The following is a 24,852-nucleotide window of genomic DNA, read 5'->3' as shown; positions in this document are numbered from 1 at the left end:
TGCAAGATAGAAATCATATGAACTTACTGTAATTTTTTATAGGAATTGCTGTTAGAATAGTCAATTGTTTATTGTTCTTTGAATTGATGCGGATTGACTTTGCTTTCTAGGTACAAGGTAAAGTAAAATTGCGCAACATTGCAGGCCGATTTAGGCTCGATTGTACGAGAAACCCAATGACCCATTTTATTTTCGTTACTGGTGGTGTAGTTTCATCACTAGGTAAAGGTATTTCAGCTGCTTCTGTTGCTGCACTTTTAGAAGCTCGTGGTTTAAAAGTGACCATGGTAAAAATGGATCCATACATTAATGTCGATCCAGGGACAATGAGCCCATTCCAGCATGGTGAAGTTTTTGTTACAGAAGATGGTGCTGAAACAGACTTAGACTTGGGTTACTACGAACGTTTCTTGCGTCGTGCGAAAATGACCAAACTAAATAACTTCACATCAGGCCGTGTTTACCAGGATGTTCTAAACAAAGAACGCCGTGGTGACTATCTAGGCGGTACTGTTCAAGTTATTCCACACATTACTGACAATATCAAAGAGCGTGTACTTCGTGCAGGCGAAGGTTATGACGTTGCGATCGTAGAGATCGGCGGTACTGTAGGTGACATTGAATCTCTCCCATTCATGGAATCTGTACGTCAGTTAATGGTTGAACTTGGTCATAAACGTACCATGTTAATGCACTTAACGTTACTCCCATACATTAAGTCTGCAGCAGAATTAAAAACCAAACCAACACAGCACTCTGTTAAAGAACTCCTGTCGATTGGTATTCAGCCAGACATTCTCATCTGCCGTACAGAATACGATGTAGATGCAGATACGACGCGTAAGATTGCATTATTTACTAACGTTGAAGCACGTGCCGTTGTGGTATGTAAAGATGCACGTTCGATCTACCAGATTCCACGTACATTCTACGAACAAAATGTTGACGATTTAATCTGTGAACGTTTTGGTTATAACGATCTTCCTGAAGCTGACTTAACAGATTGGGATAACGTTGTAGAAGCACTGCTGAACCCTGAATACACCGTACGTGTTGCAATGGTCGGTAAATACGTTGAACTTCCAGATGCATACAAGTCTGTCAACGAAGCACTTCTACATGCGGGTATTCAAAACCGTGTGAAAGTTCAGATTGACTACGTAAACGCTGAAGAGCTTGAAAGCCAAGATGTAGCAGAAGTATTGAAAGATGCTGATGCGATTCTGGTTCCTGGCGGTTTCGGTGAGCGCGGTACTGAAGGCAAAATGAAGGCGATTCAATTCGCACGTGAGAACGGTGTGCCGTTCCTCGGTATTTGCTTGGGTATGCAGTTGGCTGTGATCGAATACGCACGTAATGTTGCTGATATTGCAGACGCGACCTCGACTGAATTTAACCGTTCAACCAAATCTCCATTGATTGGTTTAATTACTGAATGGTTAGATGAGCGTGGTGAAGTTCAGCAACGTTCTGCTGATTCTGATCTGGGTGGCACGATGCGTTTAGGCGCGCAAAAATCTGAACTGGTTGCAGGGACTAAAACTGCAGAAGTTTATGGTTCTGAAGAAATCATCGAGCGTCACCGTCACCGTTACGAGATGAACAACCGTTATATCCCAGTGCTGGAAGAAAAAGGCATGAAGATTTCTGGTTATTCTCCGGTACAGCATCTGGTAGAAACTGTTGAAATTCCTGCACATCCTTGGTTTATTGCAGTACAATTCCACCCGGAATTTACCAGCTCGCCACGTGATGGTCACCCGTTGTTTGCAGGTTTCATTGATGCTGCGAAAAAGCAGTACCAAAAAACCAAATAATCGGTGCGTAGGACACAACTAGGGAAGTTTAAATGTCGCAATTAAAACCACAAGAAATTGTACGTTTGGGCGATATACAAATGGCAAATCATTTGCCATTTGTATTATTCGGCGGAATGAATGTACTTGAATCTAAAGACCTGGCTTTTGAAATTGCAGAGACTTATGTCGATATCTGCACACGTTTGGGCATTCCTTATGTGTTCAAAGCCAGCTTTGATAAAGCCAACCGTTCAAGCCTGAACTCTTTCCGTGGCCCAGGCCTGGAAAAAGGTCTCGAGTGGTTAGCTGACATTAAAAAACACTTTAATGTGCCGATCATCACCGATGTGCATGAGCCGTACCAAGCGGCTCCTGTTGCAGAAGTGGCAGACATTATTCAATTGCCAGCTTTCTTAAGCCGTCAGACGGATCTGGTTGAAGCCATGGCAAAAACGGATGCCATCATCAACATCAAAAAAGCACAATTCCTTGCGCCACACGAAATGCGTCATATTTTGCATAAGTGTCTGGAAGCTGGAAATGACAAGCTGATCATTTGTGAACGCGGTTCGGCATTTGGCTATAACAATCTGGTTGTAGACATGCTGGGCTTCGACATCATGAAAGAAATGAATGTCCCGGTATTCTTTGATGTGACCCATGCCTTACAAACCCCAGGCGGCCGTGCAGATTCTGCCGGTGGTCGTCGTGCGCAAATTACAACGCTTGCGCGTGCGGGTATGGCAACGGGTCTTGCTGGTTTGTTCTTAGAAGCACACCCAGATCCGGAAAAAGCCAAGTGTGATGGTCCATGTGCGCTGCGCATGTCTCAGCTTGAGCCGTTCCTGGCACAGCTAAAAGAATTGGATACCTTGGTTAAAGGTTTCGAAAAGTTAGATACACACTGAGTTTATCACTCTTGCGCTGCCGTATAGGCAGCTCATATTAATCAACTGAGGAATAGTTCATGAGCCAAATCGTTGACATTCGTGCACGTGAAATTTTGGACTCTCGTGGTAACCCTACCATCGAAGCAGACGTAATCTTAGCATCTGGCGTAGTTGGCCGTGCATGTGCACCATCTGGTGCTTCAACTGGTTCTCGTGAAGCTTTAGAACTTCGTGATGGCGATAAAGCGCGTTACTTAGGTAAAGGCGTTAAAACTGCGGTAAATAACGTCAATACGTTAATCCGTGACGCTTTGGTCGGTAAATCAGTATTCGAACAAAAAGACATCGATAACACGATGATCGCGCTTGACGGTACTGAAAACAAAGAAAAATTAGGTGCAAACGCAACTTTGGCAGTGTCTTTGGCTGCTGCGCGCGCTGCTGCTGAAGAAAAGAAAATTCCTCTTTTCCAATATATCGCAGATCTTCGTGGTCAAACGATTTTAACCATGCCTGTACCAATGATGAACATCATCAATGGTGGTTCACATGCAGACAACAACGTCGATATTCAAGAATTTATGATTGAGCCAGTAGGCTTCACTTCATTCTCTGAAGCGCTACGTGCAGGTGCTGAAATCTTCCATTCACTTAAATCAGTATTAAACAAAAAAGGTTTAAACACTGCGGTAGGTGATGAAGGTGGTTTTGCGCCGAACTTACGTTCAAACGAAGAAGCAATCACAGTTATTCTTGAAGCAATTGGTCAAACGGGCTACAAAGCAGGTTCTGATATCATGCTTGCGCTGGATTGTGCATCTTCAGAATTCTACAAAAATGGTCAGTACATTCTTGCGGGCGAAGGCAACAAAGCGTTCACAAGCAACCAGTTCTCTGACTATTTAGCAGGTCTTGTAAACCAATATCCAATTATCTCGATTGAAGATGGTCTGGACGAATCTGACTGGGAAGGCTGGTCTTACCTGACTTCTATCCTTGGCGACAAGATCCAGTTGGTTGGCGATGACTTGTTCGTAACGAATCCGAAAATCCTGCAACGTGGTATCAACGAAAAAGTGGGTAACTCGATTCTGATCAAATACAACCAGATCGGTACCTTGACTGAAACTTTAGATGCCATCTATCTTGCGAAAGAAAATGGTTACTCTACTGTAATTTCACACCGTTCAGGTGAAACGGAAGATTCAACCATTGCTGATCTTGCAGTAGGTACAGCAGCAGGTCAAATCAAGACTGGTTCACTTTGCCGTTCTGACCGTGTAGCGAAATATAATCAATTACTTCGTATTGAAGAATTGACTAATGCTGCATATCGCGGTAAAGCTGAGTTCAAAGGTTTGAACTAAGCGACTTATGTCAATGTTAAATGTATTCGACTCGACTGCGAGTAAAGTACTGTTGGGCCTTGCGATCATTTTGATCGCAGGGTTTCAATATTTATACTGGTTTGGTGAAGGTGGTTATCATGATCATCAGCAACTGACCCAGAAAATCCAACAACAAATGGAATTGAATGATGAGCTAAAAGAGCGTAATCGCGTTCTGGCAGCAGAAGTTTATGATTTGAAGAATGGTATTGAAGCCATCGAAGAACATGCGCGTTTAGATCTTGGTCTGATTAAGCCACGCGAAACTTTTATTCAAATGAGCACGATCAGTACTCAATATAAACCGATCTATCTTAATCCTAATTCTAAAGTAGACCTGCGAACCAATGAGTCAGCTGAAGCACCAACCACACCCTAAACTTTGGGTCATTCTTCCAGCTGCAGGTTCCGGTAGCCGTTTCTCCAAAACAGAACTGAAACAATATCAGATGATTCAAGAGCGAACTGTTCTTGAACATACGGTGGCTCGTCTGAATCAACTGCCTTTGGCGGGTTATGTCCTGGCGATTGGTGAACAGGACAACGTCGCAAAAATGCTGCCATTTTCCAGTCAAGAGAAAGCCCATTTCTGTCTGGGCGGTGCCGAGCGGGTGAATTCCGTGTTAAATGCACTCACGTATTTATCTCAAATCGCTTCTGAAGATGAGTGGGTGCTGGTACATGACGCGGCGCGTCCCTGTGTCGGTCTGGATTGTCTGCAACAGTTAGTCAATACGGCGATTACAAATGATCAGGCTGCGATTCTGGCGATTCCAGTAAGAGATACACTTAAGCGTGTAGTAACCAATTTTGATATTGAGGAAACAGTGGATCGCTCAATGCTATGGCAGGCACAAACACCACAAATGGCCAAGCTAGGTGTGTTGAAACGGGCGATTGAGCAGGCTTTGCAAGATGGTGCTACGATTACTGATGAAGCCAGTGCGCTGGAACATATCGGCGAACAGGTGAGTGTAGTACAAGGGCGTTCCGATAATATTAAAATTACCTATCCGGACGATCTGGAACTGGCCAAGCTGATTTTACAGGCTCAGGCTTAAAAATATATTCAAATAATATTTAGGGTCTGTTGACATTTCAAGTATAGAATTTACCCGATAAAGGTAGCCAAATAAATATACAAGCTAATGCAACTGCCCCCTCATAGCTACACTTTAGCTTATCATATCGTGTTGCTATTCCTCTGAACTGCTTTAACCTACAAAATGCATTCTCAACTAAGTGTCTGATTTTATATAAATACCAATCCATATGATCATTATTTGACTGAGTATTTGATTTTCTTGGAATATTCGCTTTAGTTTTTTTCGCAGATATTTGTTCTCTTAATGATTCAGAGTCATATCCTTTGTCTGCACAACATACTTCCGTTTCACTCAAATCAAGTTTTTCAATCATTTTGGGAGCAATCTTGACATCATGTATCGTTCCATCGGAGATAATAATTTCGATTGGATTGCCATCCGCATCAACAGCTAAGTGTATTTTAGAACTATTTCCACCAATGCTTTTAGAAATATCCTGATCTTTTATTCCAGCAGAATGTTGGTGTGCCCGAACATGACTACCATCAATAAAAACCCATTCCATATCAGCACTTGAAGAAATTAATTTAAATATTTTCATTAACTTATCATTTTTACACCAACGATTATATTTTTTAAAGATTGAGTTATACGAACCAAATTCTTTAGGCAAATCACGCCATGGGCAGCCTGTTCTTATTCTATAAAGTATTGCTTCGACAAAATTTCTCAAATTAGATTTGAAATAGATATCAAAATTTCGGAAAATAGAAAGTAACTTAGACCAGTGTTGATCATTCAGCATTGTACGAGGCATAGCGAGAAGTAAATTTAGTTTGGCGATTAAATTTTACTTTCTCGCTATTTTTTTGAACAGTAAATGTCAACAGACCCTAAATAAAAGCAGAATAAATCTGGCTATAGCGATCTATTCGCTATAGCTTTCACTTATAATTTTGCCATCATTCTTTTTCACCTTTTGGCCAATGATACCTTCACAGCAGTATCGGTTTTTACGTCACTCTTTGCGTGATGGACGTAGTATTAACCCGCAAGATTCATCTCGATGGACCAAGTTGCACCTTGATCCCTGGTTATTGTGCTTTCTAGTTCTCAATGCAATCCTGGGTTTAATGGTGGTGTATAGCGCGACATCCGAAGACTCTGGCATGGTGGTGCGTCAGGCGATCAGTTTTGGAATTGGTTTTGTGCTGCTGTTTATCTGTGCGCAGATTCCACCGAAAGTCTATCAGGCGATTAGTCCATACCTGTATGCCTTCGGGATCTTCATGCTGCTTCTGGTCTTTGTGATTGGTGAAAAACGTTTGGGTGCAACCCGCTGGATTACCTTGCCAGGGGTGGGAAGCATGCAACCGAGTGAGGTGATGAAATTTGCCATGCCTTTGATGATGGCATGGTATTTTGCACGTAAGCCATTTCCTCCCAAATTTTTGCATATTGTCGGGGCTTTGATTCTATTGGGCGTACCATTTGTTTTGGTGGCACTTCAGCCTGACTTGAACATTGGCTTGGTAATTCCTGGTATTTTTGTTCTATTTTTAAGTGGGATGTCGTGGCGTCTGATTGGTGGTGCAGCAGCGGCGGTAGCTGTGGCAGCTCCGGCTGCATGGATGTTCGTGCTACAAGAGTATCAAAAAAAACGTATTACCACGTTATTTGATCCGGAATCGGATGCCTTGGGTGCAGGCTGGAATATCATCCAGTCCAAAATTGCGATTGGTTCAGGTGGTTCCACGGGCAAAGGCTATACCGAAGGTACCCAATCACATTTAGGTTATCTGCCTGAACATCATACTGACTTTATTATGTCGACTTATGCCGAAGAATTCGGTTTTATCGGCGTTTTCCTGCTGTTTAGTTTATTCACTGCCATTATTATTCGCTGTCTGATGATTGGTTTAAACAGCTTTCATAACTTTGGCCGCTTATATGCTGGAGCCATGGGACTGACTTTCTTCTTCTTTGTATTTTTAAACTCAGGCATGGTGAGCGGGATTTTACCTGTAACTGGAGATCCATTACCGCTCATGAGTTATGGTGGAACGGCAGTGATTTCCATGCTGGCCGGGATGGGCATTGTGATGTCGATTCATACTCATCGATAAGTCATTCTAAAAGTCGGACTGGTTCCGGCTTTTTATATACTTAAAATAAGTTGTTTTAAAAATCCTGTTTTGGCCAGAAGAAAAAAGAAGAATATTTTAGAATTCGTATGAAATTAAAAAGCCCTCAAATGAGGGCTTTTTAATTTCATACTTTAACTGAGAAACCAGGTGTAATAACCCCAGATCATTAAAGGCCATGCTAGGAAAGGGCTAAACAACCATTTCCAGAACCAGTGGCGCGGCATAAAGCCCACACCATGGACAAAGCCTCCAGAAATACCAATCATGATATACATCATGGCACTATGGCTATATTCACCGTTGGCATCCAGCATTGCAGAAGGATGAACCAATAACACGGCTGCGAGAGGAAAAGCCAGGAGGCAGGAAATCATCATCGCAAATTTGTTTGGTTTCTTGTCTACAACGGTTTTCTCAAGCGCAGCTTCGGTCATGTTTTATTCCTCATCTAGGTCTTGGTGTTGTTCCATGTAAATGGCAGCAATCACACTGGCAAAACATGCCATCAGTACACCCAGAATCCAAGCAAAATACCACATAGTTGTCTCTCCTTAAGACACAGCCCTTAGTACAGGCTGTGTGAATTATCTTCAATGTGTTTGTTGGTAATCACGCCCCACATCTTGTAATAACACCAAGTGGTATAGATCAGGATCAGTGGAACAAAGATACAGGCAGCAACGGTCATAACGGTTAAGGTATTTTTACTAGATACCGCATCCCACATGGTCAGACTTGCAACCGGGTTAATGCTTGAAGGCATCAGGAAAGGGAATAGGGCGAAACCAGCAGTCAGAATTGCACCGATAACTGCCAGAGATGAACCCAGGAAGCTCAAGCCTGCTTTATTTTTACCTGCTGCCAGTACAATGATCAAACCGCCCAAAATGCCGGCAATAGGCGCTGCCATCGTGATTGGATAAGTCGAGTAGTTATTCATCCAGCCTGGATTGGCATTGGTCAGCACTTCTTTGGCGAGCGGGTTGGCAACACCATTGGTATCAAAAGGTGTAACCAGTGTATAACCTTGAATACCACCAAAGTACAGCCAAGCGCCTGCAGCCAGGAAGGTAACCAGATAAACCAGACCCATGATTTGTGTTGCTTTGGCAGAGCGTTGGCGTAGGTCACCATCAGTACGCAGCATTAACCATGCACCACCATGTGCACACAGCATCGATAAGCTGACCAGACCACACACAATAGCAAACGGATTCAGGAGTGCAAAGAAGCTGCCAGTATAAGTAGAACGTACAGTTTCATCTAGAGTAAATGGCACACCCAGGAACATGTTACCGAATGCCACACCAAAGACCAATGCAGGAACTGCACCACCAATCGCTAGACCCCAATCCCATGAATTGCGCCATTTGGTATTTTCCAGTTTTGAGCGATAGTCAAAACCGACCGGACGCAGGAACAGGGCAAACAGGACCAGCAACAGGGCCCAGTACATGCCGGAGAAGGCAGTTGCATAGACCATTGGCCAGGCAGCGAATAACGCACCGCCGGCAGTAATAAACCAAACTTGGTTACCGTCCCAGTGCGGTGCAATAGTATTGATCGCTGCACGGCGCTCACTATCATTTTTGCCCACAAATGGCATGATCGCCATGGAGCCCATATCGAAGCCATCGGTGAGGGCAAAGCCAATCAGCAATACGCCGACCAGCACCCACCAAATGATTTTTAATAATTCATATTCGATCATGCTTGAGTCTCCCCATTTGCCTTCTCTGCAGCTGCAAGCTTTTCAAAATGGTATTTACCGGTATGCAGTGAGCTTGGGCCAAGACGTGAGAACTTGATCATCAGATACATTTCAATAATCAGTAACACGGTATAGAACGCTGCCAATGCCAAGATTGAACCCCAGACATCACCTGTGCTTAAGCTTGATGCTGAAAGATGCGTCGGTAATACTTCACCAATAGTCCAAGGTTGACGACCTACTTCTGCTACATACCAGCCGGTCTGCGCAGCAACCCAAGGTAAAGGCAGTGCAAATAATGCAAATTTCAATAACCATGGTTTGTTTTCAGCATTACGTTTGGCTACCGCAAAAGTTGCCAGTGCAAATAGAAGTAGCATCAGGAAGCCAGAAGCCACCATGGCACGGAAGGCCCAGAACAGGCTTGGTACGTGTGGAATAGTGTCTTTAGCAGCTGCTTTGATTTGCTCTTCAGAGGCATCAACGACATTTGGGGTGTATTTCTTCAGTAGCAGACCGTAACCGAGGTCTTTTTGGCTTTCTTCAAAAGCTGTTTTCAGTTCTGGAGACTGATCACCAGCACGTAATTTTTCCAGTTGTGAATATGCCACCATACCATTACGGATACGCGCTTCGTGCTGAACCAGCAGGTCCTTAATACCTGTGACTTGTTCAGTCGTAGAACGTGTAGCAATCAGACCCATCACATAAGGAATTTTCACTGCATAATCTGTAGTCATGGTTTCCTTATTTGGGATACCGAACAAAGTAAATGGTGCAGGTGCAGGGTGAGTATCCCATTCTGCTTCAATCGCTGCCAGTTTGGTTTTTTGTACATCACCCAGCTCATAACCTGATTCATCACCCAGTAAAATCACTGAAAGTGTAGAAGCAAGCCCGAAGATGGCTGCAATGGCAAAAGAACGGCGTGCAAAAGGCAGGTCACGTTTTTTCAGCATGTAGTAACTTGAAATAGCCAGTACGAAGATGGCACCTGTGACATAACCCGCAGATACGGTATGCACAAATTTAACCTGAGCGACCGGGTTAAAGATCAGTGCAGCAAAGTCCATCATTTCCATACGCATGGTTTCATAGTTAAATGCTGAACCGACCGGGTTTTGCATCCAGCCATTGGCGACCAGAATCCAGAGTGCGGACATGTTCGAGCCTAAAGCTACCAGCCAGGTCACTGCCAGATGTTGTACTTTGGACAGGCGATCCCAACCAAAGAAGAACAAGCCAATAAAGGTCGATTCAAGGAAGAAGGCCATCAAACCTTCAATCGCCAGCGGTGCACCGAAAATATCACCGACATAATGCGAGTAATAAGCCCAGTTGGTTCCGAACTGGAACTCCATGGTCAGGCCGGTGGTTACCCCTAAGGCAAAGTTAATACCAAACAGTTTTCCCCAGAACTTGGTCATGTCTTTATAGATTTCTTTGCCGGAAATCACATAGGTGGTTTCCATAATGGCAAGCAGAAATGCTAGACCTAGCGTCAGTGGAACAAAAATAAAGTGATACATCGCGGTCATGGCGAACTGGAACCGCGAGAGATCGACCACGCTTTCAGAAATCATCAACGTGTCTCCTGGATTTGGGAAGGATTGCCGGCGATACGCTCGGCGACTTGGTTATCAAAATTTTTAGGAATCGTAGGCGCATCAAACCAGATATTTTTAATTATCATGAGTAAAATAACCTTGATAATTAAAATGGCGGTTATTTCTCTAACCACTCTCTGGTTTAGATTTTTAGGAACTAAGCTCATTCGACTAAGCCTGTTATATGACTTGTTGTATATTATTAATCTATTGTAACTAAAAAATAAATAGATGATACAGTTTAAATAAATATATATTTATAAATACTTGAAAGTAATAAATATATATTTATTCAAGTTAAAATTTATTCTAAATATTTTTTATTATTTTATGTAATTTTATTGGTTTTTAAATCCGACTAAAATGCTTATATTTATATATTTTAATGTAGATTATTTTGGTTGGAATAATATTCTCCTATTTTTAAATCTGATTAAAATGCTTGGTTTTAAAATAAAGAATAAAATTAATCAAACTAAATTGGTTGGTTTTATAAGGGTTGAATATCAGTGTCACAATCTTTCTCATCTTATTTATTTTGATAAAAAACACACCAAAAAAAGAACATGCTGGAGGCATGTTCTTTTTAAGCTTTGTGAGGGAGGCTCGACTTAGAAGTCGTAACGCATGCCTAGAGAAAGACCTAGGCTGTCTTCACCGCGTACGCCACCTACAGTATTGGTACGACCTTGTGCCCAAGGGGTAAGGTTTGAGTTTTCATCATTTAGTACAGTTGCTATGTTGCCATAAATGCGGACTGTTGGATCTAAACGGTGCTCAAGTCCGATTGCCAGTAAAGTTGCATTTGCATCGTCCGCATCGACATCGCGGTGGAATACTTCACCACGGAATGAGGTTTTTGGTGCAAATTTATATTCACCGGCTACACCAAATACTTGTGCATCTGGGTTTGCTTCAGAATTATCGTGTTGAAGGAATTGGTATAAACCACCCAAGTTGAATTCAGGTGTGATTTTGTAAGCACCAGCAATACGGAAACCATCGCGTTCGCCACGACCTGCATCTTCTTCATAATGTTCATAGGCAGCAGCAAAATCAACTTTGCCTTCTTTATAGGTTAAAGCGAGATCGTATGCTTTATCATCGCGATTATCTTTATTGGTAGTAGTTGTGGTTCCCGGTACGACTACTGTTACTGGACCATTCACAGTTTCAATTACAGTAGTTTTTGGTGAAGACGTTGACACGCTATCAGGGCTATTACCTTCGTGTAAAGAAAGTGCTGCTAAAACATTAAAGCCGCCGCCAAACTTAGGTGATTTATATTCAATGGTATTGTTATTACGTTCATCAAAACGCAAGTTGCCAGCACGTGTGACGTTACGAACATCACCGACCATATCACCAAAGAAGTTGACCGGGCCACGTGCTACTTTGAATGGGCTGTCAAAACGGCCGATACGCGCTTGACCGAAATCACCTTTTAAACCAACAAAAGTATCGCGAGTTGCAAATTCAACATCATCGTTTGCAGAACCACTTGCAAAGTTAATTTCCTGTTCGATTTGACCAAATACGGTCATACCATTTTCTAGTTTTTGTTCAGCTTTAAAGCCTAGGCGTGAAGAGTTTGAAGAAAGACCTACTTCGTTATAATCCTGGCCATCATCCAGATAATCTAAAGAAACGTGTGCACGACCATACACTTTAACATCAGCCGCGGCTGCCATCACTGGTGTTAAAATTGTTGCCCCGATTGCTAATGCAGATAACGTTTTTTTCATGTGTTGCTCCAATAAAGACTTTTTTATTCATCGTCTTAAAAACAAGTTTCAGTATTGTTTTGAAACATCTACTGCTCTATTGGTGCCAAGTATTCATTACAAATAAGTCAATATGATTAAGGAAATATTTCAGAAATATTAAAGACAATCATTGTCTTATTTTTTATAGGATTATGAAGTGGGGTAAGCAGGATTGATACAAATACAGCTAGGCTCGGTGTTTGCTGTAAAACCTAAAAATAGGCTAGGTGACTTTTATTGATATTTGAGTGGCTTAATTCAGGGTGAAATACATCAGACATAAAAAATGGAGCCGAGGCTCCATTTTTAGGTATTAACATTAGGTATTAAGAATAGCTTAAAGGGCAGCTTTAATCTTCTCAGCCAGCGCTTTAATTTTTTCCTGGTCGCCCATTTGTGCTGCATGTTTGCCCAGATTGTGCAAAGAGGTAGGAACCAGATGGAAATGTACGTGTGGTACGGTCTGACCCGCTGCGGCCCCTGATAATTGCATCAGCACGATACCGTCCACACCTAAACCTTTTTCAATGGCTTTTGCAACTTTCTGTACGATCTGAATCGTATAGGCTGCAGCTTCAGGGGGTAGATCCAGTAAAGTGATCGCCGGAGTTTTCGGAACCACGAGAGTATGACCTTCTGCCTGAGGCATGATGTCCATAAATGCAAGAACCTGGTCATCTTCATACACTTTTATCGCAGGAAGTTCACCGCGTAGAATTCGTGCAAAAATATTCTGATCATCATAAGTCATAAGTATATTCCTTGAGCGTCATTAAACTGAATTATTTACAGTTCAATTCTTTCTGACGATCTTTGATCGCGTCAAGACGTTGTTGCTCTTTTTCCGAGAATTTTGGCTTGGTTGTATAGCAATTGTCATTACCAAACTTGGCTTTTGCTTCAGGATCTTTGAAACAGAAACCTTTAGACGCATAAATCACGTCATGATCATTTTTTAATTTTTTGCACTCTTGTTCAGATGCAAGAACCGATGTTGAAGCCCCGAACAAAGTTGCAAAGCCGATCAATGCTGCAACAGAAAATTTCTTCATGAGAGTTTCCTCTGGGTTATCCACTATATGTGCCTGCCTACTAGTCACAATATGAGGTTTCGTTATCATTATTCAATGGCGAGATATTACTCGATGGTAATATTACTCCATGATTCATACATTTTCACAGCACTGGAAAAATCACTGTTTTTATCCGACAGATCGCTGGCCGCTTGAATCAGATTCTGGGTCAACGAGAGCACAGGCGCAGAAATTTTGGCTTCACGCGCAAGGTCGATTGCAATGCCTGTATCTTTGGCCAAGAGTGGCAGGGCAAAGGTTACAGGAAAACTGCGGTTTAAAATACGCTGCGGCAAAACGGTTTCAGTCACCATGCTTTTACCACTTGAAGCATTAATACAATCCAGCGCTTCATGCAAGTTTACCCCATGCGCTTTCAGTGTAGTAAAGCCTTCTGCGACGGCACACAGGTTTACAGCCATTAACATATTATTTACGGCCTTCACTGCAAAACCTGCGCCAGATTCACCCACATGCTTGATCAGCTTGCCAAAAGCCTGCATCGCAGGAAGGGCTTGTTCATAGCCCTCTGCATTACCGCCCACCATCACAGTTAACGTGCCATTTTCAGCGCCAATGGTTTGACCGCTGACCGGTGCATCCAGAAAGATTACCCCATGTTCAGCCAGTTGTACTGCCAGTTTTTGGGCAGAATCCGGTACACCACTGGTGCAGTCGACCCAGACTGAACCGGATTTAAGCGACAGATTTTCCAGAAGTCGTTCAACGTCAGCGCTAGTTGGCAGGCAGGAAAAAATCACATCTGCCTGTACGGCCTGTTCCAGTGTGACGGCTTGGGTGCCATATTCAGCCGCATGTTGCTCTGCCTTGTTAAAGCTGCGGTTCCAGACATAGACCGTATCAAAATGCTTGGGTAAATGTGCTGCCATACGAAAACCCATTGCACCTAGGCCGATAAATGCCACTGATTGAATCATGCTGTACCCTCTGAATATGTTTAAATCTATTGATAATTTTTAATATTTTTCTGGTGCGAGAAATCTGCTTTAAGCATCAAGACGTGTGGAGCGCTGCACCAGCCAGGTCGTCATTTTGGGCCAGAATGTATTGGCTGTTTTCTGGTTCGACATGAGTCCAAGATGACCACCCGGTATAAGAGTAAACGTCTTATCCTGGCTACTTGTCAATTCCATCAAAGGCTTAGCTGACTGTTCTGTGACAATCTGGTCGGTTTGACCTGCACCTACCAATAGGGAGCAGCTGATATTTTTAAGATCAACAATACGACCATCTAAAGTGATAGAACCGTATTTTAAAGGATTTTGCAGCCATAAATGCAGAACCATGTCCTGATTAATCCCGCCCGGATAATCGATCATCTTGTTCAGGAAATTCCCCATGGTGGCATGTTCATAGACATCTTCGACATGATCCAGATTCAGCAAAAACTGCTTCTGGCTTTTTAGCCAGCCAATCGGATCAAGTAATTTAAAGCCCAAGGCATTTACAATACCCGGCGTATGAATATATTGCTTCGGGATCAATCCTTGATGAATGGCCTGTTGCAAATTCTTATTTTTAGAAATCAGTTTATTGGTCGTAGAAAAAAGTTTGCCGACACGTCCTGACGCATAACTGTCGATAGGACTGCCGACCACGATCAGATTCTTGACATGTTCAGGCGAATGCAGGGCTGTATAGAGCGTGACAAACACCCCAGCCATACTCCAGCCGTGTAAGGAAATGAACTGACTGCCTGAATGCTTGCAGATGGTTTCAATGGATTGAGGAATGGCTGCATCGATAAAAGATAAAAAATTCAGGTGACGGTGCTTAAAGTTAAAGCGTTTCCATTCCACCAGATAGACATCAAAACCGCTATGCTGAAAATGCTTGACCAGAGAGCGATAAGGATACAGATCATAGATATCCATATTAATGGCTAACGGTGCGATGAAAACCAGAGGCTCCTTATATTTTTTCTCAGGTGAAGCGTAATAACGAATCTTGCAAAACTCGGTGCCGGCAATATATTCAAAAGGGGTTTTTTGCGACAGGATCAGTGAGGAGGCATTAAACACCCGGGTGCTGAGGTGTTTCAATTTTTTTTGCTGGCGCTGAAAGTTTTGTTTTAACTGAATCATGTAAATAAAATATCCGTATCCGCGGGAGGATTGATCGAAGTCTAAGCAATAATCGCTTATTATGCCTTGACCTGAAATAGCTTAGGCGCTCAAAATGTTGGCAAATTTTTACAAAAGGCAGCCTGAGGGCTGAGGTAAAGCGATGAGCCAGCAAGACGATATTTCTTACCAATTAGAAACTTTAGCCATTCGTACCGGTCATACCCGCACTTTTGAAGGTGAGCATGGCGAACCGATTTTTCTAACATCGTCCTTTGTTTATGAAAATGCTGCAGAAGCCGCAGCTAAATTCTCAGGCCAGGAACCGGGCAATATCTATTCTCGCTTTACCAATCCGACCGTTGCCATGTTTGAAAAGCGTCTGGCTGCACTTGAAGGTGCAGAGCGCGCCGTCGCCACCAGTTCGGGTATGGCAGCCATTATGGCAGTGATGATGGCTTTTTTAAAAGCGGGCGACCATGTGATTTGTTCACGTGCAGTCTTCGGTTCTACGGTTTCCATGTTTGAAAAATATGTCGCAAAATTTGGCGTCAGCGTTGATTTTGTCGATTTGACTGATCTTGATGCATGGAAAAATGCCATCAAGCCTGAAACAAAAATTCTCTTTGTTGAATCGCCATCGAATCCTTTAGCAGAAGTAGCCGATATACAGGGACTCGCCGATATTGCGCATGCTAATGATGCTTTACTGGCGATTGATAACAGCTTCTGTACCCCAGTGTTACAACAACCACTCAAATTTGGTGCAGACCTGGTGGTGTATTCTGCGACTAAATATCTGGATGGTCAGGGCCGCGCCTTGGGTGGTGCTGTCGTAGGTAATCATAAGCTGCTTGAAGAAATTTTTGGCTATGTGCGTACCACCGGCCCATCAATGAGCCCATTCAATGCCTGGGTTTTCCTGAAAGGCTTGGAGACACTACGTTTGCGTATGCGTGAACATTCAGCAAGTGCACAGCAACTGGCTGAATTTTTGAATCAGCATCCAAAAGTGGAAAAAGTATATTATGCGGGCCTGCCTGAGCATGTCGGTCATGAACTGGCAGCCAAACAGCAGAGCGGTTTTGGCGGTATTGTGTCTTTTGAAGTGAAAGGTGGCCGTGAGGAAGCATGGACTGTCATCGACAATACCCAGTTTATCTCGATTACCGGCAATCTGGGCGATGTGAAATCGACTATTACCCATCCGGCAACCACGACACACGGTAAATTGTCGCCTGAAGCCAAAGAAGCTGCCGGTATTCGCGAAGGTTTGATTCGCGTATCTGTTGGTTTGGAAGAGATTGGTGATATTATCCAGGATATTCGTCGCGGTTTAGACCTGATTTAATTTTATAAATTTATGTTCGGAGATATTTATGAACATTAACATGTTGATGCAGCAAGCTCAGCGCATGCAGAAAGAAGTTGAAAACAACGTAAAAAAAGCCAAAGAAGAGCTTGCGCAAACTGAAGTGCATGCCGAGGCGGGTGGTGGTCTAGTGAAAGTAACCATGACTTGCCGTAACGTGGTGAAACGTATCGAAATCAATCCTGAATTACTTCAGGATGATCCAGACATGATTGAAGACCTGATTGCAGCTGCAATGAATGATGCAGCACGTCAGGCAGAAGTGGTATCTGACGAAAGAATGAAAGCAGCAAACTCAGGCATGGGTTTGCCGCCTGGTCTTGCAGGTATGTTCTAAGGAAGAATGCGCAATGTTTAGTGATCGTTTTGATCAACTCGTTCAAGCATTACGCATTTTGCCAAGCGTTGGGCCGAAATCGGCTCAACGTATGGCATTGCATATGATCATGAAAAATCGTGAGGGTGCTATTGGTCTGGCACATGCGCTGACTGAGGCAACCAATTACATTCATGAATGTTCAGTCTGTCATTCTTTGACCGAAGACGAAGTCTGCAATATCTGTACTTCGCTGGATCGTGATGATGAATTGCTTTGCGTAGTAGAATCACCTGCAGATGTCATGGCGATTGAACAAAGTGGCAGCTTCAGAGGTAAATATCATGTATTGGGTGGACATTTATCGCCACTGGATGGTATTGGTCCCGAAGAAATCGGTATTCCGTACTTATTGCATCGTTTGGCCAATGGTCAGGTGAAAGAAGTGATTCTGGCAACCAATGCCACGGTAGAAGGACAAGCAACGGCACATTATCTGGTTGAGGCCAGTAAGCATTTGCCGATCCAGATGACCCGAATTGCCCAGGGCGTACCACAAGGTGGTGAGCTGGAATATGTCGATAGCCATACCTTGAGTCAGGCAGTACATAACCGGATGCGCATGAAGTAAGCTGAGCTTAAATATCTTGTTAGTTTTAATATAAAAAAGATATTAATTAGAATATAAAACCTGATAAGTAAGCGCCATTTTTTAGGAAATAGGGCAGAATTGACGTTATTTTTTATACAAAAATTCTATAGATCAGTTAATATGGATCTATCGAGAATCTAATCTTAGACTCAGTTCTATGTTTCAATTTATTCAACATCAAAACGACTTAACTCATGTACTGAAGCTGATGGATCAGAATTCAGTGTATGGGCTGGATACCGAGTTTATCAAGGTTGATACCTTATGGCCTAAGCTGGGTGTTTTTCAGATTAACGTAGACAACAAGGTCTATTTGTTGGATGGAACCACGCTGGATCTGACTGAGTTCCTTAATAAAATTTTTAACGCACAGCAGAATATTTTTCATGCCTGTAGTGAAGATATCGATCTGATTTATCACTATACCCAGAAGAAATCGCTGAGTAATGTGTTTGATACCCAGGTCGGCATGTCATTTTTGGGGCATGGTCTGCAAGTCAGCTATCAAAATGCGCTGAAGCAGATGCTGGAAGTCGATATCGAAAAAGACCAGACCCGTTCTGACTGGCTGGCGCGTCCACTCAGTTCCGAACAGTTGCTCTATGCTGCCAATGATGTACATTATCTGGTGCAACTGTCAGAGAAAATCAAACAGGATCTGGATTCGAAAGATCTGCTGGATTTTGCTTTGCAAGATTGCCGTTTTTTGACTCAGGAAATTGGCGAAGATACACCAACCGCCTTGTTGTATCAGGATGTCGGCAATTACCGGCATTCACGCCGTCAGTTGATGCAATTGCAGCAACTGATGGTCTGGCGCGATCAGATTGCCAAAGCACTAAATCAGCCACGCAGTTTTATTTTAAAAAATGCCAGCATGATTGATCTGGTGGAAAAGTTCCCTCGCAATAATTTCCAGCTGAGTCATGTGAAAGACATTCGTTCGAATGTGGTTCGTGAGCATGGTAAAACCATTTTAGATTTACTGAAATTCCTGCCGGAGCCGGCAAATTGGCCTTTACGTCTGGCACGTCCAATTCGCCATTCTTCCAAAGATATTGGCGAAAAAATTGATTCAATTATTCAGAACGTCGTCAATGAAACCTCAATTCCCAAAGAAGTGCTGATGCGCAAGAAATGGTTGAATGCACTGTATCAGCATGTAGTTTTTCACAAGGATGAACAGGATCTGCCGGATTATCTGCTTGGCTGGCGCTATGAGTTATTAACTCAGCCACTGATTCAGGTATTGCATCAGGATGAATCTTATCTGTCTACCCAGATGAAAGTTAGCGAGTGATTGGCTACAGGAATGGTTAAAGAAAAAGCAATTATACAAAATCACGACTGATGCATGAGACGTGGCTAATGTTTCTGTCTTTTTTTTGATGTATCCTTGCAGTTGTTTTTCCAGAAAAGTCGTTTGAAATATGCAAGTGTCTATCTACAAATCCAGCAAAAAAAGTGAAATGTATCTGTATGTGGCGCGTCCTGCGAATGAAAGCGAAGCTGAAACATTCGAGCCTTTAAGTGTATTAACTGAAGCAGTACAGGCAGCATTTGGACGTGCGACTTTTGTCATGCATCTTGAATTAAGTGAATCACGTAAACTGGCACGTGCCAATGTCTTGCATGTTATGGATTCTATTGAAACTCGCGGTTTCTTCCTGCAAATGCCGCCAGAAGGCTTGATTGATCCAAATGCTGTGGCACCAGAAGGTTTACGCGGTGCTTAATGTTAATTCAGGAGTTGTGAAATGAATGGTTATGTGGCTGTATTAGACTCAATTCCTGAACAGAGCATTGCCGTTGCAGTTTATCTGCTCGGCAGCCTGATTGCTTTATGGTGCTGGTATAGCGTAACCAAGCGTCTGCCTAAACCTATGGGCGGTTTTTTGTGGATTGTGGCCTTTGCCATTCTATTGACACCGACGGTATCCGAGGGGGCGAATGCATCCATTGCACCCGCGATCTTTGGTCTGTTATTTGGGGTGCTAACCAAAGAGCAATCCCTGGTTTGGATTAATGCGTCACTTATTTTATTTGTCATTGGGATTGGATCTGTGGTTGGCTATTGCTGGTCGACCTATGTGTCGAACAAAAGCAATATTCGTGTTCACGAGAAAAGTTCACCGCTGTAAGTAAAAAATAAGGTTCAATCATGTCTGCTGATATTCAACAATTTTCAGGTACCGATCAGTACATTGCGACTGACAGTTTAAAACTTGCGGTGAAAGCTGCACGCAGTTTGCAAAAACCATTGCTGGTCAAAGGTGAGCCGGGTACAGGTAAGACTTTGCTGGCCGAGCAAGTTGCAGAAAGTCTGGGTTTGAAGCTGATCACCTGGCACATCAAGTCCACTACCAAAGCACAACAAGGCCTGTATGAATACGATGCCGTATCCCGCTTGCGCGATAGTCAGTTGGGTGATGACCGTGTCTATGACATCAAGAACTACATCAAGCCGGGTAAATTATGGGAAGCGTTTACCAGTGAAGAGCGCTGTGTCCTGTTGATTGATGAAATTGATAAGGCAGACATCGAGTTTCCAAATGACTTGCTGCATGAACTCGATAAAATGTCGTTCTATGTGTACGAGACTGGCGAAACCATTACGGCAACTCAGCGCCCAATCGTGATCATTACCTCAAATAATGAAAAAGAATTGCCAGATGCTTTCCTGCGTCGTTGCTTCTTCCATTACATCGAATTCCCGGATGAAGCCACCATGCGTGAAATCATCGATGTGCATTTTGCCAATATCTCGACCACATTGGTCAATGAGGCTTTGCAAGTCTTCTTTAAATTACGTCAGATTCCGGGTTTAAAAAAACCACCTTCAACTTCTGAACTGATCGACTGGCTCAGCCTGCTTATGGCTGACGACATGCCGGAAGATATTCTGCGCAATACTGATAAATCCAAAGCAATTCCGCCCCTGTACGGCGCATTAATCAAGAATGAGCAAGATGTGCAGTTGCTCGAACGTCTAGCATTTATGTCACGTCGTTAAGGGAGAAACACGCATGTTTGTGCGACTGTTTTATACCTTACGCAAATACGGCGTGCCGGTATCGACTCGTGAGCTGATTGACCTGAATCAGGCGGTTGCTGCAGGTCTGGTGTTTGCCGATCAGGATGAATTCTATCAGCTGGCCAAAACCGTCATGGTCAAGGACGAGCGCTATTTCGATAAGTTCGATCGTGCTATGAAAGACTATTTTGATGGTATCGCGACCTTTGATCTGGATGAGCTGCTGAATCAGGTGCATAAGCTGCCCAAAGACTGGTTCGATCTCGAATTACTCGAGAAGCATCTGACCCCGGAGCAGCGCGAAGAGCTGAAAAAAGCCGGATCGCTGGAAGAACTGATGAAAATGCTGGAAGAGCGTCTGCGCGAACAGCATAAAAAACATCAGGGTGGCAACAAGATGATGGGTACCGGTGGCACTTCACCCTTTGGTGCCTATGGCGATCATCCTGAAGGTGTGCGTATTGGCGGGCCGGGGCGTAAGCGTTCTGCGGTGAAAGTCTGGGAACAGCGCCAATATCGAAATCTGGACGATGAACAGATTTTGGGTAGCCGCCAGATGCAGATGGCATTGCGCCGTCTACGAAAATTTGCCCGTCAGGGTGCTGCTGAAGAACTGGATATTGACGGGACGATTCGTGAAACGGCCAAGCAGGGCATTCTGGATGTACAATTGGTACCGGAGCGTCGTAACCGCATCAAAGTTTTAATGCTGTTCGATGTCGGTGGTTCGATGGATGCGCATATTGCCCAGTGTGAAAAGTTGTTCAGTGCTGCGAAAACCGAATTCAAAACCCTGGAATATTTTTATTTCCATAACTGTCTGTATGACTATGTCTGGAAAGACAATGTCCGTCGTTCCAGTTCACGTATGAATACCTGGGATTTGTTCAATACCTATGGGCGCGATTATCGCGTGATTGTAGTCGGTGATGCCAGCATGGCACCCTATGAGCTGAATTCTGTCGGTGGTTCGGTTGAATATATGAATGATGAGGCTGGGCAAGTCTGGTTGCAGCGTCTACGTCAGCATTTTGATAAAACCGCTTGGCTGAATCCTGAAGAAGAAAAATACTGGCATTACACCCATACTATTGGTCTGATCCAGCAAATATTTGAAAATCATATGTTTCCAATGACGCTGAAAGGCATTGAAGACATGACTAAATATCTGGCGCGTTAATTCCATTTATCTATAAGTGACTTTAGTTAGAGTTATTAGGGTCTGTTGACATTTACTGTTCAAAAAAATAGCGAGAAAGTAAAATTTAATCGCCAAACTAAATTTACTTCTCGCTATGCCTCGTACAATGCTGAATGATCAACACTGGTCTAAGTTACTTTCTATTTTCCGAAATTTTGATATCTATTTCAAATCTAATTTGAGAAATTTTGTCGAAGCAATACTTTATAGAATAAGAACAGGCTGCCCATGGCGTGATTTGCCTAAAGAATTTGGTTCGTATAACTCAATCTTTAAAAAATATAATCGTTGGTGTAAAAATGATAAGTTAATGAAAATATTTAAATTAATTTCTTCAAGTGCTGATATGGAATGGGTTTTTATTGATGGTAGTCATGTTCGGGCACACCAACATTCTGCTGGAATAAAAGATCAGGATATTTCTAAAAGCATTGGTGGAAATAGTTCTAAAATACACTTAGCTGTTGATGCGGATGGCAATCCAATCGAAATTATTATCTCCGATGGAACGATACATGATGTCAAGATTGCTCCCAAAATGATTGAAAAACTTGATTTGAGTGAAACGGAAGTATGTTGTGCAGACAAAGGATATGACTCTGAATCATTAAGAGAACAAATATCTGCGAAAAAAACTAAAGCGAATATTCCAAGAAAATCAAATACTCAGTCAAATAATGATCATATGGATTGGTATTTATATAAAATCAGACACTTAGTTGAGAATGCATTTTGTAGGTTAAAGCAGTTCAGAGGAATAGCAACACGATATGATAAGCTAAAGTGTAGCTATGAGGGGGCAGTTGCATTAGCTTGTATATTTATTTGGCTACCTTTATCGGGTAAATTCTATACTTGAAATGTCAACAGACCCTAGTGATTTAAAAAAAATTATTCTAGTATAAAGTCACTCATTATCTCTTATTTAAAATTTCAGGCATGATTATGGCTCATCAAATTAATGGTATTGCGTTACCGAATGAAGAGGGTTTTTTTGGTCAGTATGGCGGTCAGTTTATTCCACCCGATCTGAAACAGGCCATGGATGATATTAATGTGGCCTATCAGGAAATTCGTCAGACTGAAGAGTTTCAGAATGAATTGAAAGATCTGTTTGCCCATTATGTCGGTCGCCCAAGTCCTTTATTTCATGCCAAACGTCTTTCTGAACAGCTTGGCGGGGCGCAGATTTATCTGAAACGTGAAGATCTGAACCATACCGGGGCGCACAAGATCAATCATTGTCTGGGTGAAGCTTTACTTGCGAAATATATGGGCAAGACCAAAGTCATTGCAGAAACCGGTGCCGGCCAGCATGGTGTTGCTTTGGCAACTGCATGTGCCTTGGTGGGTATCCCATGTGAAATTCATATGGGGCAAGTAGATATTGAAAAAGAGCATCCAAACGTCGTCAAGATGAAAATTCTGGGTGCCAAGCTGATTTCTGTGACTCGCGGTACAGCCACACTCAAAGATGCAGTCGACAGTGCTTTTGAAGAATATTTAAAAGACCCGAAAAACTACATCTATGCCATTGGTTCGGTAGTCGGGCCGCACCCATTCCCGATGATGGTACGTGATTTCCAGTCGATTATTGGTGATGAGATTAAAGTTCAGGCCAATGAGCGTTTTGGTGCAAATCCTGACTATGTTGTTGCCTGTGTCGGTGGGGGTTCCAATGCAGTTGGCGCATTCACTGCATTTTTAAATGAACCCGATGTGAAACTGGTTGGCGTTGAGCCGGCAGGTCATGGTTTAGATACCGATATGCATTCAGCTACTTTGACCTTAGGTAAACCGAGCCAGTTACATGGTATGGCCTGTTATGTGCTAGAAGATGAACAGGGCGAGCCATTGCCAGTGCATTCAATTGCTTCTGGTCTGGATTATCCGGGTGTGGGGCCGCAGCATAGCTTGCTGAAAGATTTGGGCCGGGTAGAGTACACTACAGCAACTGATCAGGAATGTCTGGATGCATTCATGACACTGTCACGCGTAGAAGGCATTGTACCTGCATTAGAAAGTTCGCATGCGGTGGCTTGGGCCATTCGTGAAGCAGGGAAACTGCCAAAAGATACCAAGATTGTAGTGAACTTATCGGGTCGTGGTGATAAAGACTCAGATTACGTCGCAGAAAAATTAGGTCTAAACTGATTTTATTCAGAATGTTCATATAAAAAATCCCGGTACACATACCGGGATTTTTTATGGATCAGATATAAAACTTTATCTTGGTGTCACTTAAGTGATCTTCAAATGCCTTAGAGAAAGCTAGATGATGTTTTAACCTGAGATATATTGCTGTAACTGTTCAATCAATTTGCGTTGGTCATCCATGGCCGCTTTGACCAAATCCCCAATTGAAATCAGACCGATCAGTTTTTCATGTTCGACCACGGGTAAGTGGCGTAGGTGGCGTTCAGTCATCAAAGATAAACAGTCTTCTACGCTAGTAGCTGTATTTACGGTAATCACTTTAGAGGTCATGATCTCATTAACAGTGGTGTCGAATGAGGTTCTTTGCATCAGGGCGATCTTACGCGTGTAATCCCGCTCTGACAAAATCCCCACCACATTGTCTTCATGGGTTACCACAAGCGCCCCGATTCCTTTATCCGCCATCAAGGTGATGGCTTCTAAAACAGTAGAATCTGGACGGATGGTATAAATAGCTTGATGCATTTTTTCACTGAGCACCTGTGCCACATTGGTCATGCTTAATCATCCTTATTGGTTAATTTATTATTAATCCTAGAGTATGTATTC

Annotated in this window: 28 protein-coding genes; 16 read left to right on the top strand and 12 right to left on the bottom strand. The window is 42.9% G+C overall.

All coding sequences use genetic code 11. The features are described 5' to 3' along the window. Positions 1 to 176: 176 nt before the first annotated feature. Genes F995_RS02695 through ispD form a run of 5 tightly spaced genes read left to right on the top strand, consistent with a single transcriptional unit; the run spans position 177 to position 5,138 of the window. Complete coding sequence (locus F995_RS02695; RefSeq protein WP_004645272.1) at positions 177 to 1,817, top strand: CTP synthase; 1,641 nt, start codon at positions 177 to 179, stop codon at positions 1,815 to 1,817. 32 nt (positions 1,818 to 1,849) lie between these two features. Next, entirely contained in the window at positions 1,850 to 2,707 is an 858-nt protein-coding gene (gene kdsA / locus F995_RS02690; RefSeq protein WP_004278721.1) for a 3-deoxy-8-phosphooctulonate synthase, read from the top strand. A gap of 59 nt (positions 2,708 to 2,766) precedes the next feature. Further along, positions 2,767 to 4,056 (top strand): phosphopyruvate hydratase, encoded by a 1,290-nt coding sequence (eno, locus tag F995_RS02685; RefSeq protein ID WP_004278719.1) that lies wholly within the window; start codon positions 2,767 to 2,769, stop codon positions 4,054 to 4,056. Between the two features lie 7 nt (positions 4,057 to 4,063). Next, entirely contained in the window at positions 4,064 to 4,456 is a 393-nt protein-coding gene (locus F995_RS02680; protein ID WP_004645271.1) for a septum formation initiator family protein, read from the top strand. Beyond that, positions 4,425 to 5,138, top strand: coding sequence for a 2-C-methyl-D-erythritol 4-phosphate cytidylyltransferase (gene ispD, locus F995_RS02675; protein ID WP_004645270.1), 714 nt, complete (start codon positions 4,425 to 4,427; stop codon positions 5,136 to 5,138). Before F995_RS02680 ends, ispD begins: the two co-directional genes overlap by 32 nt. Positions 5,139 to 5,175: 37 nt before the next feature. Here the strand turns inward: ispD and F995_RS02670 are convergent, their stop codons facing one another. Then, positions 5,176 to 5,940, bottom strand: a complete 765-nt coding sequence (locus tag F995_RS02670) for an IS5 family transposase (protein WP_004645258.1) — start codon at positions 5,938 to 5,940, stop codon at positions 5,176 to 5,178. A gap of 169 nt (positions 5,941 to 6,109) precedes the next feature. Between F995_RS02670 and rodA the strand changes: the two genes are divergently transcribed. After that, on the top strand, positions 6,110 to 7,249 hold the full coding sequence (rodA, locus tag F995_RS02665; protein ID WP_004645269.1) for a rod shape-determining protein RodA: 1,140 nt from the start codon (positions 6,110 to 6,112) through the stop codon (positions 7,247 to 7,249). A gap of 152 nt (positions 7,250 to 7,401) precedes the next feature. On the opposite strand, the gene F995_RS02660 is transcribed toward rodA, so the two are convergent. From F995_RS02660 to F995_RS02610, 10 genes are all read right to left on the bottom strand, one after another. Beyond that, positions 7,402 to 7,704, bottom strand: a complete 303-nt coding sequence (locus F995_RS02660) for a cyd operon YbgE family protein (protein ID WP_004278714.1) — start codon at positions 7,702 to 7,704, stop codon at positions 7,402 to 7,404. Between the two features lie 3 nt (positions 7,705 to 7,707). Beyond that, positions 7,708 to 7,809 (bottom strand): cytochrome bd-I oxidase subunit CydX, encoded by a 102-nt coding sequence (gene cydX, locus F995_RS16230; RefSeq protein ID WP_004278713.1) that lies wholly within the window; start codon positions 7,807 to 7,809, stop codon positions 7,708 to 7,710. Between the two features lie 26 nt (positions 7,810 to 7,835). Then, positions 7,836 to 8,981 carry a cytochrome d ubiquinol oxidase subunit II gene (gene cydB, locus F995_RS02650; protein WP_004645267.1) on the bottom strand — a complete coding sequence of 382 codons (1,146 nt, stop codon included), beginning with the start codon at positions 8,979 to 8,981 and terminating at the stop codon, positions 7,836 to 7,838. Next, positions 8,978 to 10,564 (bottom strand): cytochrome ubiquinol oxidase subunit I, encoded by a 1,587-nt coding sequence (locus tag F995_RS02645; protein ID WP_004645266.1) that lies wholly within the window; start codon positions 10,562 to 10,564, stop codon positions 8,978 to 8,980. The genes cydB and F995_RS02645 overlap by 4 nt, the downstream gene beginning before the upstream one ends. Continuing rightward, positions 10,564 to 10,755, bottom strand: a complete 192-nt coding sequence (gene cydP, locus F995_RS02640) for a cytochrome oxidase putative small subunit CydP (RefSeq protein WP_004645265.1) — start codon at positions 10,753 to 10,755, stop codon at positions 10,564 to 10,566. Before cydP ends, F995_RS02645 begins: the two co-directional genes overlap by 1 nt. A 444-nt stretch (positions 10,756 to 11,199) precedes the next feature. Next, positions 11,200 to 12,333 carry a porin gene (locus tag F995_RS02630; protein WP_004645263.1) on the bottom strand — a complete coding sequence of 378 codons (1,134 nt, stop codon included), beginning with the start codon at positions 12,331 to 12,333 and terminating at the stop codon, positions 11,200 to 11,202. Positions 12,334 to 12,691: 358 nt separating this feature from the next. Continuing rightward, positions 12,692 to 13,105 carry an HIT family protein gene (locus F995_RS02625; protein ID WP_004278705.1) on the bottom strand — a complete coding sequence of 138 codons (414 nt, stop codon included), beginning with the start codon at positions 13,103 to 13,105 and terminating at the stop codon, positions 12,692 to 12,694. A 31-nt stretch (positions 13,106 to 13,136) separates the two neighbouring features. Beyond that, positions 13,137 to 13,406, bottom strand: coding sequence for a YARHG domain-containing protein (locus F995_RS02620; RefSeq protein WP_004278704.1), 270 nt, complete (start codon positions 13,404 to 13,406; stop codon positions 13,137 to 13,139). Between the two features lie 86 nt (positions 13,407 to 13,492). Next, entirely contained in the window at positions 13,493 to 14,365 is an 873-nt protein-coding gene (locus F995_RS02615) for an NAD(P)-dependent oxidoreductase (protein ID WP_004645262.1), read from the bottom strand. 69 nt (positions 14,366 to 14,434) lie between these two features. Further along, entirely contained in the window at positions 14,435 to 15,532 is a 1,098-nt protein-coding gene (locus F995_RS02610) for an alpha/beta fold hydrolase (RefSeq protein WP_004645261.1), read from the bottom strand. 142 nt (positions 15,533 to 15,674) lie between these two features. Between F995_RS02610 and F995_RS02605 the strand changes: the two genes are divergently transcribed. From F995_RS02605 to trpB, 10 genes are all read left to right on the top strand, one after another. After that, positions 15,675 to 16,862, top strand: coding sequence for an O-succinylhomoserine sulfhydrylase (locus F995_RS02605; protein ID WP_004278701.1), 1,188 nt, complete (start codon positions 15,675 to 15,677; stop codon positions 16,860 to 16,862). Between the two features lie 28 nt (positions 16,863 to 16,890). Further along, positions 16,891 to 17,220: a YbaB/EbfC family nucleoid-associated protein gene (locus F995_RS02600; protein ID WP_004278699.1), complete on the top strand. Its 330-nt coding sequence runs from the start codon at positions 16,891 to 16,893 to the stop codon at positions 17,218 to 17,220. Between the two features lie 13 nt (positions 17,221 to 17,233). Beyond that, the gene (gene recR / locus F995_RS02595) at positions 17,234 to 17,830 is read left to right on the top strand and encodes a recombination mediator RecR (RefSeq protein WP_004278698.1); all 597 of its coding nucleotides are present in this window, start codon (positions 17,234 to 17,236) and stop codon (positions 17,828 to 17,830) included. 178 nt (positions 17,831 to 18,008) lie between these two features. Continuing rightward, the gene (locus F995_RS02590) at positions 18,009 to 19,151 is read left to right on the top strand and encodes a ribonuclease D (protein WP_004278697.1); all 1,143 of its coding nucleotides are present in this window, start codon (positions 18,009 to 18,011) and stop codon (positions 19,149 to 19,151) included. A 130-nt stretch (positions 19,152 to 19,281) separates the two neighbouring features. Next, positions 19,282 to 19,587, top strand: coding sequence for a YcgL domain-containing protein (locus F995_RS02585; protein WP_004278695.1), 306 nt, complete (start codon positions 19,282 to 19,284; stop codon positions 19,585 to 19,587). A 21-nt stretch (positions 19,588 to 19,608) separates the two neighbouring features. Continuing rightward, positions 19,609 to 19,992, top strand: a complete 384-nt coding sequence (locus F995_RS02580; protein ID WP_004645260.1) for a hypothetical protein — start codon at positions 19,609 to 19,611, stop codon at positions 19,990 to 19,992. A 20-nt stretch (positions 19,993 to 20,012) separates the two neighbouring features. Continuing rightward, complete coding sequence (locus F995_RS02575) at positions 20,013 to 20,864, top strand: AAA family ATPase (protein ID WP_004278691.1); 852 nt, start codon at positions 20,013 to 20,015, stop codon at positions 20,862 to 20,864. Between the two features lie 13 nt (positions 20,865 to 20,877). Next, complete coding sequence (locus tag F995_RS02570) at positions 20,878 to 22,065, top strand: vWA domain-containing protein (RefSeq protein WP_004645259.1); 1,188 nt, start codon at positions 20,878 to 20,880, stop codon at positions 22,063 to 22,065. 115 nt (positions 22,066 to 22,180) lie between these two features. Beyond that, positions 22,181 to 22,945 (top strand): IS5 family transposase, encoded by a 765-nt coding sequence (locus tag F995_RS02565; protein WP_004645258.1) that lies wholly within the window; start codon positions 22,181 to 22,183, stop codon positions 22,943 to 22,945. 86 nt (positions 22,946 to 23,031) lie between these two features. Beyond that, positions 23,032 to 24,240 (top strand): tryptophan synthase subunit beta, encoded by a 1,209-nt coding sequence (trpB, locus tag F995_RS02560; RefSeq protein WP_004645257.1) that lies wholly within the window; start codon positions 23,032 to 23,034, stop codon positions 24,238 to 24,240. Between the two features lie 129 nt (positions 24,241 to 24,369). Here trpB and F995_RS02555 read toward each other — a convergent pair whose 3' ends face one another. Then, entirely contained in the window at positions 24,370 to 24,801 is a 432-nt protein-coding gene (locus F995_RS02555; protein WP_004278688.1) for a CBS domain-containing protein, read from the bottom strand. Positions 24,802 to 24,852 lie beyond the last annotated feature (51 nt).

Source organism: Acinetobacter sp. CIP A162, from assembly GCF_000367905.1.
In the GTDB taxonomy this organism is placed as follows: Bacteria; Pseudomonadota; Gammaproteobacteria; order Pseudomonadales; family Moraxellaceae; genus Acinetobacter; species Acinetobacter lwoffii.
This window is presented reverse-complemented; position numbering and strand designations above follow the sequence as displayed.